General features: G+C 63.4%; 18 protein-coding genes. 12 read left to right on the top strand and 6 right to left on the bottom strand.

The features are described from left to right. Window positions 1–27: 27 nt before the first annotated feature. Window positions 28–480 carry a hypothetical protein gene (locus tag GXY01S_RS05340; protein WP_061272654.1) on the bottom strand — a complete coding sequence of 151 codons (453 nt, stop codon included), beginning with the start codon at window positions 478–480 and terminating at the stop codon, window positions 28–30. Between the two features lie 251 nt (window positions 481–731). Next, a complete protein-coding gene (gene mscL, locus GXY01S_RS05335; protein ID WP_061272651.1) occupies window positions 732–1,241 on the bottom strand; it encodes a large conductance mechanosensitive channel protein MscL in 510 nt (169 codons plus the stop codon). A gap of 249 nt (window positions 1,242–1,490) precedes the next feature. Here mscL and rpmE point away from each other — a divergent pair, with 249 nt between their 5' ends. The 3 genes from rpmE to GXY01S_RS05320 all read left to right on the top strand — a co-directional run bounded on the left by rpmE (window position 1,491) and on the right by GXY01S_RS05320 (window position 3,308). Then, the gene (gene rpmE / locus GXY01S_RS05330; RefSeq protein ID WP_061272648.1) at window positions 1,491–1,721 is read left to right on the top strand and encodes a 50S ribosomal protein L31; all 231 of its coding nucleotides are present in this window, start codon (window positions 1,491–1,493) and stop codon (window positions 1,719–1,721) included. Window positions 1,722–1,906: 185 nt separating this feature from the next. Continuing rightward, window positions 1,907–2,419, top strand: a complete 513-nt coding sequence (locus GXY01S_RS05325) for an Hsp20 family protein (protein WP_061272646.1) — start codon at window positions 1,907–1,909, stop codon at window positions 2,417–2,419. A 301-nt stretch (window positions 2,420–2,720) separates the two neighbouring features. Beyond that, window positions 2,721–3,308 carry a DUF1013 domain-containing protein gene (locus GXY01S_RS05320; RefSeq protein ID WP_061272643.1) on the top strand — a complete coding sequence of 196 codons (588 nt, stop codon included), beginning with the start codon at window positions 2,721–2,723 and terminating at the stop codon, window positions 3,306–3,308. Between the two features lie 50 nt (window positions 3,309–3,358). On the opposite strand, the gene GXY01S_RS16935 is transcribed toward GXY01S_RS05320, so the two are convergent. Continuing rightward, window positions 3,359–3,529, bottom strand: a complete 171-nt coding sequence (locus GXY01S_RS16935) for a YdcH family protein (protein ID WP_078526835.1) — start codon at window positions 3,527–3,529, stop codon at window positions 3,359–3,361. Between the two features lie 161 nt (window positions 3,530–3,690). Here GXY01S_RS16935 and GXY01S_RS05315 point away from each other — a divergent pair, with 161 nt between their 5' ends. The 3 genes from GXY01S_RS05315 to GXY01S_RS05305 are packed head-to-tail and all read left to right on the top strand — an operon-like array spanning window position 3,691 to window position 5,548. Further along, window positions 3,691–3,891 (top strand): YdcH family protein, encoded by a 201-nt coding sequence (locus GXY01S_RS05315; protein WP_061272640.1) that lies wholly within the window; start codon window positions 3,691–3,693, stop codon window positions 3,889–3,891. 17 nt (window positions 3,892–3,908) lie between these two features. Then, window positions 3,909–4,406: a 5-(carboxyamino)imidazole ribonucleotide mutase gene (gene purE / locus GXY01S_RS05310; protein WP_255210361.1), complete on the top strand. Its 498-nt coding sequence runs from the start codon at window positions 3,909–3,911 to the stop codon at window positions 4,404–4,406. Next, a complete protein-coding gene (locus GXY01S_RS05305) occupies window positions 4,403–5,548 on the top strand; it encodes a 5-(carboxyamino)imidazole ribonucleotide synthase (protein ID WP_061272637.1) in 1,146 nt (381 codons plus the stop codon). The genes purE and GXY01S_RS05305 overlap by 4 nt, the downstream gene beginning before the upstream one ends. A 102-nt stretch (window positions 5,549–5,650) precedes the next feature. On the opposite strand, the gene GXY01S_RS05300 is transcribed toward GXY01S_RS05305, so the two are convergent. Further along, window positions 5,651–6,097, bottom strand: coding sequence for a hypothetical protein (locus GXY01S_RS05300; protein WP_061272635.1), 447 nt, complete (start codon window positions 6,095–6,097; stop codon window positions 5,651–5,653). 86 nt (window positions 6,098–6,183) lie between these two features. Then, a complete protein-coding gene (locus GXY01S_RS05295; RefSeq protein WP_061272632.1) occupies window positions 6,184–6,858 on the bottom strand; it encodes a JAB domain-containing protein in 675 nt (224 codons plus the stop codon). A gap of 83 nt (window positions 6,859–6,941) precedes the next feature. On the opposite strand from GXY01S_RS05295, the gene GXY01S_RS05290 reads away from it, so the two are divergent. Further along, on the top strand, window positions 6,942–7,634 hold the full coding sequence (locus tag GXY01S_RS05290) for an HAD hydrolase-like protein (RefSeq protein ID WP_061272629.1): 693 nt from the start codon (window positions 6,942–6,944) through the stop codon (window positions 7,632–7,634). Here GXY01S_RS05290 and GXY01S_RS05285 read toward each other — a convergent pair. Further along, window positions 7,631–8,326, bottom strand: a complete 696-nt coding sequence (locus GXY01S_RS05285) for a JAB domain-containing protein (RefSeq protein WP_242501234.1) — start codon at window positions 8,324–8,326, stop codon at window positions 7,631–7,633. The genes GXY01S_RS05290 and GXY01S_RS05285 overlap by 4 nt on opposite strands. A 63-nt stretch (window positions 8,327–8,389) precedes the next feature. On the opposite strand from GXY01S_RS05285, the gene GXY01S_RS05280 reads away from it, so the two are divergent. The 5 genes from GXY01S_RS05280 to GXY01S_RS05260 all read left to right on the top strand — a co-directional run bounded on the left by GXY01S_RS05280 (window position 8,390) and on the right by GXY01S_RS05260 (window position 15,019). After that, the gene (locus tag GXY01S_RS05280) at window positions 8,390–10,603 is read left to right on the top strand and encodes an ATP-dependent helicase (protein ID WP_061272718.1); all 2,214 of its coding nucleotides are present in this window, start codon (window positions 8,390–8,392) and stop codon (window positions 10,601–10,603) included. Then, entirely contained in the window at window positions 10,604–11,506 is a 903-nt protein-coding gene (locus GXY01S_RS05275; RefSeq protein WP_061272626.1) for a 50S ribosomal protein L11 methyltransferase, read from the top strand. Further along, window positions 11,499–12,017, top strand: coding sequence for a GNAT family N-acetyltransferase (locus GXY01S_RS05270; protein ID WP_061272622.1), 519 nt, complete (start codon window positions 11,499–11,501; stop codon window positions 12,015–12,017). The genes GXY01S_RS05275 and GXY01S_RS05270 overlap by 8 nt, the downstream gene beginning before the upstream one ends. A 27-nt stretch (window positions 12,018–12,044) precedes the next feature. Continuing rightward, window positions 12,045–13,817: a M24 family metallopeptidase gene (locus GXY01S_RS05265; protein ID WP_061272715.1), complete on the top strand. Its 1,773-nt coding sequence runs from the start codon at window positions 12,045–12,047 to the stop codon at window positions 13,815–13,817. A gap of 173 nt (window positions 13,818–13,990) precedes the next feature. Beyond that, window positions 13,991–15,019: an isocitrate/isopropylmalate dehydrogenase family protein gene (locus GXY01S_RS05260; protein WP_061272620.1), complete on the top strand. Its 1,029-nt coding sequence runs from the start codon at window positions 13,991–13,993 to the stop codon at window positions 15,017–15,019. Window positions 15,020–15,125: the final 106 nt, after the last annotated feature.

The following is a 15,125-nucleotide window of genomic DNA, read 5'->3' as shown; positions in this document are numbered from 1 at the left end:
AAAAAGCTTCACCAGAACCTTTTCACACTATCTGGGGGCAGGTTTAACCGATGGCGGTTGAACCTGCCCTTTTGCATTGACGGGCATGAGCGGCGCGCCGGGAAGGCAGCGCGGGGGCGCAACACCATTGAGCGTGGAGGGGTCGGGCTGATTGGCGCAGGCCACCATCAGGGCTACGGCCTGCTGGCCTTCGCGGCGCGCGCGGCGCGAGGGCTTTTGCAGCACGGTCATGATCGTGTGCTTGCCGTATTTGAGCGAGGTGGCCATGTCATACACCTGCTGGCCTGAAAGCCCGCCATCCTGCAGGCGGCTGACAAGGCTGCCCTCGGCCATGAAATAGGTCGAGACCAGCAGGTAATCCTGAGCCGGGCCGGGCAGGCGCGCCATGTCCGGGCGCTGCGGGCCATGGCAACCCGCAAGCAGGCTGGCCGCCGCCACAAGCAGCATGCCGGAACGGACATGTCGTCGAATATCAATCATATAACGCCAACCCTGTAACGGCTGTGAAAATTCTCTCATGCACAACGCATGCCCCCCGCCGTGGTCTGGCCAGACGGGCGGGTCACGGCCACCGGGTTACACAAACGCCGCATGCGATCAACCCGCGCCTGCGATAGTGGGCACGCAGGCTACCGGACACAAGGGCATGAAAGGGCACAAAAAAACGGGCACCCCCAACAGGATGCCCGTTCCTTGCCCGCGCCCGCAAATATGGCGCCAGGGGCGTGCGCTCAGGCCTTGGGGGCCTCGCCCTTCTGGGCGGCTTCGGTCTTGAGCACGTCGAGAATGTCCTGCAGCAGCAATTCGCTGCGCGGGGGTGCGGGGGGCGTTGTCGGCTTCTCGGCTTCTTTCTTCGCGGTCAGGCGGTTGATGACCTTGACCACCCAGAAAATCACGAAGCCGATGATGACGAACTGGATCACGGCATTGAGGAACAGGCCCACATTCAGCGTGACGGCCCCTGCCTTCTGGGCATCGGCCAGCGTGGCCAGATGCGGGCCGCGCAGGGTGATGAACAGGTTGGTGAAGTCGATGCCGCCAATAAGCAGGCCAAGGATGGGGGTGAAGATATCCTTCACCAGGCTGTTCACGATGGCTGTGAAAGCCGCGCCGACGATAACACCGACGGCGAGGTCAACCACGTTGCCACGCATGAGGAAGTTGCGGAATTCGCCCAGCCAACCGGGTACATGAATATCCTTGACGTGCAGTTCAGGCACGTGATCCGGCAGTTTTGCCATTAACGCCAATCCTTTATTTCTCAGAAGATATTCACTCCTAGCAACATCGGGCGCGCGTGACGACTGCATCAACGCCGCTTTTTTGCCATTCCGCTCCCCTGATGCAACGCGGTAACACCCTGCCTGCCTGCAACAGGGGCGGATTTTCTGGCCATCGGGTGTTGATCTCGGGCGCCCATCTCGTCTATAGGCCAGCCGAACATACGCCCCCGGTCGGCATCGGTGGGCCCAGCGCGAAAGTTTTTTGAAATGAAATCCGGCATCCACCCCGACTACCACGAGATCAATGTCATCATGACCGATGGCACCGAGTACAAGACCCGCTCCTGCTACGGCAAGCCGGGCGATACGCTCCGCCTCGACATCGACACCAAGTCCCACCCGGCGTGGACCGGCGTGCAGCGCATGATGGACACCGGGGGCCAGGTCGCCAAGTTCAACAAGAAGTTCGGCGCGCTGGGCCAGCGCAAGAAGGGCTGATACCCCTCACCTCCACCGAACATACACTGCGGTTACGGGCAATGCCCGGTCCCTTGAACGGGGGGCCGGGCATTCCCATGTCTGGACCATGCGAATGCCCGAGCGGGTTCGCATCTTCCCCAAAGCGCGGCTCGCTCGACCGAGGAGCCGCCTACCGCAGACCTTGCTTCATGGAGGTTTTGAACATGGCTTATGATTTCGCACCGCTGTTTCGCAGCGCGATCGGGTTTGACCGGCTGGCCCAGCTTGTCGATACGGCGGCCCAGAATCCGGTCAGCACGTCCTACCCACCCTATAATATCGAAAAACTGTCCGATGCCCGTTATGTCCTGACCATGGCGGTGGCAGGCTTCGGCCCCGATGACATCGAGCTGACCGTGCAGGACAACACGCTGATCGTGGCCGGTCGCGTGGCGGAAAACACGCAGGACCGCGAGATGCTCCATCGCGGCATCGCCACCCGTGCGTTCGAGCGCCGCTTCGTGCTCGCCGACCATGTGGTGGTGGAAAAAGCGGACATGACCAACGGCCTGCTGCGCATTGCCGTGCGCCAGATCGTGCCCGAGGCGCTCAAGCCGCGCCGCATTCCCATCTCGTCAGGGCAGGTCACGGGCATGGAGGGCGCGCAGCCGGCGCCGGACTCCATTGCGGCACCAGCCATGACCGCACAGCCCGCCGCCTGTGGCTGCGCGGCCTGAACAGGGCGGTTATCTGATGACAGGGGCGGCCCATCTGGCGCGCCCCTGTCGTGCAGGGTGCCCCCCCGCCTGGCTGGCAGGGGTCGTTTCAATAGCCGGGGCTGATGAATGCGAAACATCCGGCGCGGGCGGATTGAAGTCTTGACCTTTGGCGCCCTCAACCTTCATATCACTTCCACGAGTGTTTTCCGTTTCTGGCGCGCCAGCAGGTACGCACGGTTCCCGCTTCGGGATGGAGCCGTTTCACACACCATTTCAGGTGCCTGCGTGTGGCGCCACACGCTGTAGGACCTGAGTGACAATGACTGCCCTGCCCCTGATGCCCAAGGCAACCGCCGTGTGGCTTATTGAAAAGACGGCGCTGACCTTTACCCAGATTGCCGAATTCTGTGGAATGCACCCCCTTGAGGTGCAGGCCATCGCCGATGGCGAAGTGGCGCAGGGAATCGTGGGCTATGACCCGATTGCCAACCACCAGCTGACCCAGGCGGAAATCGACCGCTGCGAGAAAGACCCTGAGTCGCGCCTCAAGATCCTGCCGCCTGCCAACCCGATCAACCGCCGCTCGAAGGGCGCGCGCTACACGCCGGTGGCCAAGCGTAACGACCGGCCGGATGCGATTGCGTTCATCCTGCGCAACTTCCCGCAGTTGTCCGAGCAGCAGACCAGCAAGCTGCTGGGCACCACCAAGGACACGATCGAGAAAGTGCGCAGCAAGCAGCACTGGAACAGCCCCAACATCAAGCCGCGTGACCCTGTCACGCTTGGCCTGTGCAGCCAGACCGACCTCAATGCCATGGTGGCCGCCGCCAATGAGCGCCTTGCCCGTGAAGGCCAGGCCGTTCCCCCGCCGCTTGAACTTGACGACGAGGGCGAGCACTCACTGTAAGCCTGACCGCCCGGCGGCATGCCCGCCGGGCGGAAAGCAGGGCCTTTTGTTCAGCCCAGCCTGGCCAGTCGCTCGATTTCTTCCTTTACGCGCAGTTTTTCCAGCTTGAGCCGCCTGATCGCGCCTTCATCGGGCAGCGGGCGGCGGTCTTCATCGAAAATGCGGGCATCAAGCCGCGCATGGCGAGTTTTAAGGCTGTTGATACGCGCTTCATACGACATGGAACCCTCCAGCGTCTTTGCTACGACCCGATCAGGCTAGACCAGACGCGCAGGCGAATTCCATGCTAAAATTGCAGACCGTGGGGCAAGGCGCGCGCATTTCGCCTTTTGGCGCGGATATGCTTAGACTAGGGCCCTGCCCACCGAACAGATGAGCCGCCATGCTGACAGATCGCGAGACCCTCCTTCGCAAGCTGCATGAACTGCGCAGCGAACATCGTGACCTTGATACGGTCATAAGCCGCATGGCCCTGCAGATATCGGACCAGTTGCAACTGCAACGGTTGAAAAAACGCAAACTGCTGCTCAAGGACGAGATCACCTGGCTGGAAAGCCGCCTGATCCCCGACAGTATTGCCTGACGAGAGTATTTCAAACCGTGAGCCACCCTTCTTCCTCCCCCCGCGTGGGGATCATCATGGGCAGCCAGTCCGACTGGGAAACCATGCGCCACGCCACCGCCGTGCTGGAAAAGCTTGATGTCGCGCATGAGGTGCGCATCGTCTCCGCCCACCGCACGCCCGACCGGCTGGCGGAATATGCCAAAGCCGCGCAGGGGCGCGGGCTTTCGGTCATCATCGCGGGTGCTGGCGGGGCGGCTCACCTGCCGGGCATGTGCGCTGCCTGGACGGCGCTGCCGGTGCTAGGGGTTCCGGTCGAATCGCATGCGCTCAAGGGCATGGACAGCCTGCTTTCCATCGTGCAGATGCCCGGCGGCATTCCCGTGGGCACGCTGGCCATTGGCAAGGCGGGGGCAACCAATGCCGCCCTGATGGCCGCCGCCATCCTCTCTTTGTCCGACCCGGCGCTGGGCACGCGGCTGGCAGCATGGCGCGCGGCCCAGACGGCGGCCGTGGCCGATGAGCCGACCCGATGAGCATGCTGCCCCCCGGTTCCGTCCTTGGCATTGTGGGTGGAGGCCAGCTTGGCCGCATGTCCGCCATTGCCGCCGCCCGCCTTGGCTACCGCGCCCATATCCTGACCACCGAGGCCGATGGCCCGGCGGCCCAGGTGGCGCATGCCGTAACCCTTGGCGCCTATGATGACCACGACGCCCTGCGCCGCTTTGCCGGTGCGGTAGATGTCATCACTTTCGAGTTCGAGAACATCAGCGCCGACGGGCTTGACCTGCTCTCGAGCCTGCGCCCGGTTCACCCGGCGGGTGCGATCCTGCGCATCAGCCAAGACCGCATAGCCGAGAAAAGCTTCATGGGCGAGCACGGCATTCCCGTTGCCCCGTGGCATGCGGTTGAAAGCCGGGCCGACCTTGACCGCGCGGCGGACGTGCTGGGCTATCCCTTCATTCTCAAGACCACGCGGCTGGGCTATGACGGCAAGGGGCAGGCCCGCATTCACAGCCCGGCCGATCTGGACCATGCCTTCGATACGCTGCGCCCCCACCCGCTGGTAGCCGAGGGCATGATCCGCTTCGCCTGCGAGGTGAGCGTGATGGTGGCCCGCAACGAACGCGGCGATGTCAGCACCTTTGACGTAACCGAGAACCGCCACCGCAACGGCATTCTCGACATCAGCCTCGCCCCCGCCCGCATCAGCCCTGACCTTGCGGCGCAGGCCCGTGACCTGGCCCGGCGCATTGCCACGGCCCTCGGCCTTGTGGGGCTGCTGGGCGTGGAGATGTTCGTGGACCATGATGGGAGCCTGCGCGTGAACGAAATCGCGCCGCGGCCGCATAATTCCGGCCACTGGACCATGAATGCCTGCCCGGTGGACCAGTTCGAGATGCATGTGCGTGCCGTAACCGGCCTGCCCCTGCCGCCTGCCATCCGCCATAGCGACGCGGTGATGAAAAACCTGATCGGCCCCGATGACATGGCGCTGTGGCCCGACATCATGGCCACCCCGCACCTGCTGGCCCACCACTACGGCAAGGCCGAGGCCCGGCCGGGGCGCAAGATGGGGCATGTGAACGTGATCTTTCCGCTCGGCAGCCTGCCCGGCGAGTTCGGTGTTGACGCCGCACTCGGTCCACTCGCGGCCCCTGCGGATACGAACAGCTAACTCAGCCTGAAAAATGCTCAGGGTTCGTGGATGCCGCCTTTCTTGAAAAAGGTGGCATCCCTTGAAGCTTTAAAAAAAAGCTTCACCAAAAACTTCTTTTTGTTAAAATGTTACCGGAACAAAGCCCTGCTTATCAAAGCCGATACCATGGGCATCAAACATCTCTACCAGTTTGCGTTCAAAAACCGCGTTATCGCCAGACCGTTTCCAGTCATGCACAAACGCCTCGCCTTTCTCGGCCAGGTAAAACTGGTACGTTGACCAGATAACGGCACCATCAATTACATTAGGCGAAAATGCTGCGAAATCGTGGAATATCTTCTTCATTTCTTCAGGAGTTGGGTCGCTATTTGGATAATCAATACCCATAAACCCAGTTTTTATCATCCTGTATGCAAGGTCAAGGGCATCCTGGCACCACTCCTTGCCATATTCAGTGCCGGAAATACGCCAGTAATCGAACCGTTTATCATTCCAGAAATAAAACAGGGTATAGACGTCAAATTCACATAAGGATAAAAAATCCATATAGGCTTCAATAATATTCATTACCAACAGAATCATTAATAAAAAATTAATTATTTAGTTATTTAAATAATTATAGTATTGTTAAATATTAATTATTGAAACCAGACTCAGGCAATCAGTCCCATGGCGCGAAAGCTGTGGGTACGCCCGTTACCAACGATGATATGGTCATGCACCACAACACCCATCATCTTGCCGATCTGGGCAATGCGCATGGTCATCTCGATATCGGCGCCCGATGGCTCGGGGCGGCCTGCGGGGTGGTTATGGGCCAGCACCAGTTTTTCAGCGCCCAATTGCAGGGCGCGGCGCATGATCTCGCGCGGATAGACGGGGGAATGGTTGACCGTGCCGGTACCCATCAGGTCATCGGCCAGCAGGTGGCACGCCCCATCAAGGAACAGCACCCGGAACTGCTCGACCACCTCATGGCCCATGCAGGCCTGCAGGTAAGCCTCCAGCCCCTTGCGGCCTGCGAGCACATCCGTGCGCCGCACCCGACCGCGATACAGCCGCAATGCCGCCTCACGCGCCACCGCCAGCAATGGCGGCACGAGGGCCTCCCGCCCTGCCACTTCATCAAGCCCGCCCACATGGGCTGATAGCGCCATGCCCGCCGAGCCGAAACGGGCCAGAAGGCTGGCTGCCAGCCGGTCGGGGGCGGGATGCGCCGTATCAAGCGTGCGGATGAGGCGATGCAGAAAGGCATGATCCTGCGCGCGGCTGATGCTGCCGCCACCAAGCGGCACCGATGCGGGAACAGGCGGCTTATGGTCGGACAAAACGGCCCTTCCCCAACAATTGCAGGACAGAACGCGCCGCCATGGTGCATGATGGCGACAAAATAAGGAGGTTATGAACCTGCATGCGTCTTCATCAGTCCCATACCGTACTTTTTGACCTTGATGGCACCATCATCCGCTCGCGTGATGGCATTGTCGAATCCATCCATGCCGTGCTGCGCGACCTCGGGCATGAGCCCGACCTGTCGATGGACCTGACATGGGTGGTCGGCCCGCCGCTCGAGGAACTGATCGGTCACATCCTCGCCCATTATGGCGATGACCGGGTGCAGGAGGCAATGGCGCTGTACCGTAAGCATTACGAGTCGGGGGGCATGCACAAAAGCCCGGTGTTCGAGCATATGCGCGAGCTGATCGAGACCCTCTCGGCTGAAGGCGTGCGGCTGTTCGTGGCCACCTCCAAGCCGCGCTACCTTGCGCGCAAGATCCTGCACATGCGCGGCCTCGTGCAGTATTTTGATGGCCTGTCCGGCGCGCGCGAGGATGAAAGCGGGGCCGAAAAGCCCGAACTGATCGCCGCCGTGCTGCGTGAATACGCGGTCAACCGCGAGGATGCGCTGATGATCGGCGACCGCCGCTTCGACATCAGCGGCGCGCATGCCAACCACGTGCGCGCGCTGGGCGTGCTATGGGGCTACGGCACGCGCGAGGAACTGGTGCAGGCGGGTGCGGATGCACTGGTCAGCCAGCCCTCCGAACTGCTGGCCGCCATCCGCCAGCAGTTCGCGGCAGCCGAGGCGCATCCCCACACCTAATGCTCCATCAGCGCCCGCAGGCTCACCACCTGCCCCGCCCCGCGCACCAGGCAGTCCTGGAACACCAGGCCGAGCAGGCGGGCATGCGCATGCAGCATGCGTAAAAAGCGCAGTTCGGGCAGGCTTTGTGGCGGTGGCGGGGCCTGCTGGCCCATATCACGCACCGCAAGGAGCGAGACCGCATGCAGTTCAAGCGCACGGGCCAGCACCGTGCGGCACTGCGCGGGGGCCGGGCCTGAGGGCACGACCTCATCGGCCAGCATGTGGCGGGCTGAATCAAGGTAGAACAGCCGCATGCCATCAGGCGTGCAGGCTGGCAGGCGGTCGCAGTAATCGAGCAGCACCGTCATGTCGGTAAAAACAACCTGCGCGCGCAGGTCGGCATGCGCCAGGCGCTGCGCCACCTCGGCCGGCACGCTGATGACCGCCACCCCGCGCGGCCCCAGCCCCGCGGCCCGCAGGGCGGCAGGCGGGGCCTCAAGCACCGCCTCGAGGCTGCCAAATTCTGCCAGTAGCGCCTTGGCCTGCGGCTTGGTGTCGCGCCGGGGGGTTGCCGCGAACAGCAGCACCTCCAGCAGTTCATAATCGGCCAGCGAGTGCGCGCCCGCCATGCGAATGCGCTGGCGCATGCGCGCCCTGTGGCCGCCGGGGCCGACCCGTGCCGGTGTTTTTGCGGTTTTTGTTTCTTTCATGACCCCTCCCCATGCCCGATAGCATTGGTGCGCACTGCCCGGATTGGTATAGAAGAAAGCGTGATGGACAGCCTTATCCCTACCGGCAACGCGCCGGAATACCTTAACCGCCTCAACCCCGAGCAGCGCGATGCGATCGAGACGACCGATGGCCCGCTGCTGGTCCTTGCTGGCGCGGGCACGGGCAAGACGCGGGTGCTGACCACGCGGTTCGCGCATATCCTGCTCTCGGGCCGGGCGCGGCCCAACCAGATCCTGGCCGTGACCTTCACCAACAAGGCCGCGCGCGAAATGCGCGAGCGCGTGAGCGCCCTGCTGGGCGAACCGGCGGAAGGGCTGTGGCTGGGCACCTTCCACGCACTCTGCGCGCGCATGCTGCGCCGCCATGCGGAATATGTGAACCTTACCAGCAGCTTCACCATTCTCGATACCGATGACCAGTTGCGCCTGCTCAAGCAGGTGCTCGAACCCTACCGTATCGACACCAAGCGCTGGCCACCACAGGCGATCATGGGCGTGATCCAGCGCTGGAAGGATCGCGGCCTCGTACCCGACGCCATCACGGCCGCCGAGGACACGGATTTTGCCAATGGCCGCTGTGCGGAGATCTATACCGACTATCAGGCCCGGCTCCAGCAGATCAACGCCTGCGACTTTGGCGACCTGATGCTGCACATGACGGAAATCCTGCGCAAACACCCTGCCGTGCTGGAGCAGTATCACCGCTACTTCCGCTACATTCTGGTTGATGAATATCAGGACACCAACACCATCCAGTACCTGTGGCTGCGGCTGCTGGCCCACAGGGAAGGCCAGCCGTCCAACATCTGCTGCGTGGGTGATGATGACCAGTCCATCTACTCATGGCGCGGGGCGGAGGTGGAGAACATCCTGCGTTTCGAGCGTGACTTCCCCGGCGCGCGCGTGGTGCGCCTTGAGCGCAATTACCGCTCCACCCGCCAGATCCTTGGCGCGGCGTCGGGCCTGATCGCCCATAACGAGGAACGCCTTGGCAAGACGCTGCACCCCGGTCGCGAGGATGCGGAAGGCGAGAAGGTGCGCGTGATTGCCGTGCAGGACTCCGATGACGAGGCCCGCATGGTCGGCGCCGAGATCGAACGCCTGCGCGCCAATGGCCACGCCATGAGCGAGATCGCCATTCTGGTGCGTGCGGGCTTCCAGACCCGCGCGTTCGAGGAATGGCTGATCACCCTCGGCCTGCCCTACCGCGTGGTGGGCGGCCTGCGCTTTTATGAACGCGCCGAAATCCGCGACGCCATTGCCTATATGCGCGTGGTCAGCCAGCCCTCCGATGACCTGGCGTTCGAGCGCATCATCAACGTGCCGCGCCGGGGCGTGGGCGCCACGGGGTTGCAGAAGCTGCACATGCACGCCCGCGAGCGCCAGATACCGCTGACCGCCGCCGTGCTGGAAATGCTCGCCACTGGCGAGATCAGGGGCAAGGCAAAGGAACAGTTGACCGCGCTGATGCAGGCCCTTGCCACCGCACGCGAGCAGGCCGGGCGCGAAGGGCATGTCGTGGCCATCGACAACCTGCTGGAAGAAAGCGGGTATATCGAGATGTGGAAGGCCGACAAGTCGCCCGACGCGCCGGGCCGGATCGAGAACCTCAAGGAACTCGTCCGCTCGCTGGCCGACTATGAAAACCTTGGCGGCTTCCTCGAACATGTCGCCCTTGTCATGGATACCGAGGCGAAGGCGGGCGATGACAGCATGAGCATCATGACGCTGCATGGCGCCAAGGGGCTGGAATTCGACACCGTGTTCCTGCCCGGATGGGAGGAAGGGGTCTTCCCCTCGCAGCGCACGCTTGATGAAGGCGGGCTGAAGGGGCTGGAGGAGGAACGCCGCCTGGCCTATGTGGGCATTACGCGCGCGCGCAGGCTGGCCATCATCAGCCACGCCGCCAACCGGCTCATCTATGGGAGCTGGCAGTCCGCCATTCCCAGCCGGTTTGTGGAAGAACTGCCCGCCGAACATGTTGAAAGCCGGGGTGACAGCGCCAACAGCCGCCGCAACTTCCTCGGCCGCCCGGCGGTGTTCGGCTCATCCCCCTTCCCGCTCGTGGCGGCGCGAAGGGTGCATGACGTCACCCCCGCAGCCGCCCCGGCTGCGGGCATGAAGGTGGGGGTGCGTGTGTTCCACCAGAAATTCGGCTACGGCACGATTACCTCGGTCGAGGGAAACCGGCTGGAAGTCGCGTTTGAAAAAGCAGGCCCCAAGCGGGTGATCGATAAATTTGTTGAGCAGGTATAGATGAGCCTTTCCCCCCGGCGTCACGCCACCGAACTTGAAACCATATCGGTCACCGTTCCGCCTGATGCGGTCGAGGCCTATGAATCCGCCCTCGCCACCGTATGCGCCACCATCGGCATCTTCGAACTTGATGACAGCCAGACCCTGTGGCGCGTGGAAGGAGTGAAGGACACCGGCAGCGGCGAGGACGAACTGCGCGCGGCCCTCATCCTTGCCGCCCTGACCAGCGGCGTGGATGCCGAACTCGAGCGCAGCCACACCGAGGCCGAAGGCTGGCTGGCCCGCACCTATGAATCCTTCCCCGAGCAGCTTGCGGGCAAGCGTTTCGCCATTCGCGGCACCCACCTTGAGGATGCGCCCAACCCGCAGCGCATTACCATAACACTCGATGCGGGCGTGGCCTTCGGCTCGGGCGAGCACGGCTCCACGCGCGGCTGCCTGCGCGCGCTTGAAATGGTGGCCTATCGCAAACCACAGCGCATTCTCGACCTTGGCTGCGGCTCGGGCATTCTGGCCATGGCGGCGGCGGCACTGCTGCACAAGCCGGTGCTGGCCACCGATATCGATCCGTGGTCGGTGCGGGTGACCAGGCGCAACGCTACCATGAACGGGCTGGCCAATCTGGTTGACTGCCATCTGGGCAATGGCTGGTCCACGCCCGCCATCCGCCACCATGCGCCGTACGACCTTGTATTCGCCAACATCCTGGCCCGCCCGCTCTGCGCCATGGCCGCTGACCTCGCGCTCAACCTGATGCCGGGCGGCACCGCCATTCTGGCAGGCCTGCTCAACACGCAGGTGCGCATGGTGCTGGCCGCCCATCGCCGCCACGGGCTTGTTCTCGAGCGCCACCTGCGCGAGGGAGACTGGGGCACGCTGATCCTGCGCAAACCCCATGGCTGACACGCCTGCCCTCCTGATCCGCGATGCGACGGATGACGATATTCCGGCCATTGTCGAGATCGTCAACCACGCCATCCGCAACAGCACCTCGATGTGGGAAACGCAGGAAACCACCCTCGAGGCCCGGCTGGAGTGGCTGCACGCCAGCCAGGCCAGCGGCTTTCCCGTGCTGGTGGCGCAGATGCCTGACGGCAATGTTGCAGGCTACAGTAGCTGGAAGATGTTCCGTCCGTTTTCAGGCTACCGCCATACGGTGGAGCACTCGCTCTATATCGCCCCTGCCTACAAGCGCCAGGGCATTGGCAGCGCCCTGTTGCAGGCCCTGTGCGAGCGGGCGAAGGCGGCAGACGTGCATGTGATGATCGCGGGCATTACCTCGACCAACATCGCCTCGCGCAAGCTGCATGAGCGCTTTGGCTTCCAGCACGGGGGCCTGCTGCCTGAATGCGGCACCAAATATGGCCGCTGGATGGACCTTCTGTTCCTGTACCGCATCATGTCACCGGTGTAAGTTCCACCCCCCCTCAAGGATATGCCCATGTCGCCTGCCCCGAACCGCCCCGATGCCCTGCGCACGACCCTGAGCCGGATGGGCGTGGACGGCTTCATCCTGCCGCGTGGCGATGAGCATCTGGGCGAATATGTCGCCCCCTGCGCGGAACGGCTGGCCTGGCTCACCGGCTTTACCGGCAGCGCGGGGCTTGCGGCCATTCTGCCAGACCGCGCTGCCGTGTTCTCCGATGGGCGCTACATGACGCAGATGGACCAGCAGGTTGACGGCGCGACCTGGGAGCGGCTGCACATCACCCAGACCCCGCCCGCAGGCTGGCTGGCGCAGCATGGCGCCACCCTGCGTATTGGCTACGACCCGCGCCTGACCAGTGAAAGCGCGCTGCGCCCGTTCAATGATGCCGGACTGACGCTCGTGCCACTGGCCGAGAACCCGGTGGACCAGATCTGGACCGACCGCCCCGCCCCGCCCTGCACGCCCTGCGTGCCGCAACCCGAGGCCCTGGCGGGACAGGCAAGTGCGGCCAAGCGCGACGCCATTGCCGCCAGCCTGCACATGGCGGGCGAGCACGCGCTGGTGCTGAGCGACCCGGCCTCGATTGCGTGGCTGCTCAACATTCGCGGCACCGACGTGCCCTACACGCCGCTCAGCCTGAGCTTTGCCATCGTGCATGATGACGGGCAGGTGACGCTGTTCATCGACCCCGCCAAGGTAGCGCAGCAGACGCGCGACTGGCTGGGCACCGACGTGACCCTGCAGCCGCCTTCCGCACTGGAGGAGAGCCTGCGCGCCCTCGCCCCGGCCCGCGTGCAGGTTGACCCCGCCCGCAACGCCATCTGGTTCATGCAGGTGCTGGAACAGGCCGGGGCCACGGTCATTCGCAAGGATGACCCGTGCCAGTTGCCCAAGGCCATCAAGAACCCGACCGAGCAGGACGGCAGCAGGCGTGCCCACCAGCTTGATGGCGTGGCCATCTGCCGCTTCCTGCACTGGCTGGATGAAAATGCGGCCCGCACCACGGAACTCGATGCGGCTGAAACGCTCAATGGCTTTCGCAAGGACTGCCCGGATTACCGCGAGGAAAGCTTTCCCGCCATTTCCGGCGCGGGGCCGAACGGGGCCATCATCCACTACCGCGTCACCGCCGACAGCAACCGGGCGCTGCGCCCCAACGAGGTCTACCTGATCGATAGCGGCGGGCAGTACCCCTTTGGCACCACCGACATAACCCGCACCATCTGGACCGGGCCGGATGCGCCCGATACGGATGTGCGCGATGCCTTTACCCGCGTGCTGCGCGGGCATATCGCCCTTGCCCGCGCGCGCTTCCCCACAGGTGTGACCGGGCACGCGCTTGATGCGCTCGCCCGCCATGCCCTGTGGGAGGGCGGGCTGAATTATGACCACGGCACCGGCCACGGCATTGGCAGCTACCTGTCTGTGCATGAGGGACCGGCCACGATCTCGCCCGTGTTCCGGCCCGTAAAACTGCATGCGGGCATGATCCTGTCCAACGAGCCGGGCTATTACCGCCCCGGCGCGTTTGGAATCCGGCTTGAAAACCTGCACCTGGTCCAGCCCAGCACCGTGGGCGAGGCCAACCGGTCGTTTCTGGAGTTCGAGGTGCTGACGCTGGCCCCCTTTGACAGGCGGCTGATTGACGCCGCCAGCCTGTCAGCCGCCGATACGGCATGGCTTGATGCCTATCATGCACGGGTTTTTGAAAGCATCGCGCCGTATCTGCAAACTCCGGCGCGCGCATGGCTTGCGGCGGCCTGCGCGCCGCTGCACGCCGGATAATGTGACTGTAAAACCGCCAGCCCGGCCCCGTGGCCCGATTGTCACGCCGGACTGGGGGGCCTAGGACTTTTAACCAGTTCCGACGGGGCACCCGGCAACGAACCGGGTCCGCCAAGCCGGTGCGCATGCTGAAACGCTTTTCAGTAGCAAGCACTAAAGGGAGACGTTCGAGAATGTCCGCAGAAAAAACAATTCCCGCTACCCTGATTCCCGGTGATGGAATCGGGCCTGAAATTGTCGACTCCGTTGTCGAGATCCTTGATACGGTTGGCGCCCCCTTCAAATGGGAAAAGGCGCTTGGTGGCGTTTCCGCCCTTGAGGCCACCGGCAGCCCGCTGCCCAAGGAGACGATCGAGAGCATCCGCCGCACCGGCCTTGCGCTGAAAGGCCCGCTGACCACGCCCGTCGGTGGCGGCTTCAAGTCCATCAACGTGACACTGCGCCAGGAGTTCGGCCTGTTCGCGAATGTGCGCCCCACAAAAACGATCGTGCCGGGCGGGCGGTTCGAGAACATCAACCTCGTCATCTTCCGCGAGAACCTCGAGGGCTATTACGCCGCACTCGAAAACTACATTCCCGTCGGTGATGACCCGCATGCCATCGCCACCAGCGCGGGCTACACCTCGCGCGTGGAATGCAACCGCATCGTGCGCTATGCCTTTGAATATGCGGTCAAGAACAACCGCAAGCGCGTCACCCTGGTGCACAAGGCCAACATCCTCAAGCTGCTGACCGGCCTGTTCCTTGAGGAAGGCCGCAAGGTCGCCAAGGAATATGAAGGCCGCGTGGAAGTGAACGAGCGCATCGTTGACGCCTGCGCCATGCAGCTCGTGACCGATCCGTGGCAGTATGACTGCATTGTCACCACCAACCTGTTTGGTGACATCCTGTCCGACCTGACCGCCGGTCTGGTTGGCGGCCTTGGCCTCGCGCCGGGTGCGAATATCGGCGAGAAAGCCGCCGTGTTCGAGGCCGTGCATGGCTCGGCCCCCGACATTGCAGGCCAGAACAAGGCCAACCCGACCTCGCTGCTGCTCGCTGCCAACATGATGCTGCAGCATGTTGGCCGCCAGGACCTGGCCACCCGCATCGACAAGGCCATCGAGAAGGTTATCTCCTCGGGTGCCGTGCGCACGGGCGACCTGGGCGGCAAGGCCAGCACCACCGACCTGACGGCAGCGCTGAAGCAGGCTGTTTCCTGATTTCGGTGCACCCTGCGGCGGGCCAGCCTGCCGCAGATGCATGCAAAAAGGGCCGTGGCGTTCATGCCACGGCCCTTTTTGCGTTTACGCTGATGCCTTAAAACAC

Origin of the sequence: Komagataeibacter xylinus NBRC 15237 (assembly GCF_001571345.1) — a bacterium.
Classification (GTDB): Bacteria; Pseudomonadota; Alphaproteobacteria; order Acetobacterales; family Acetobacteraceae; genus Komagataeibacter; species Komagataeibacter xylinus.
Note: the sequence above shows the minus strand (reverse complement) of the source record. Positions and strands in the feature narration are given on the sequence as shown.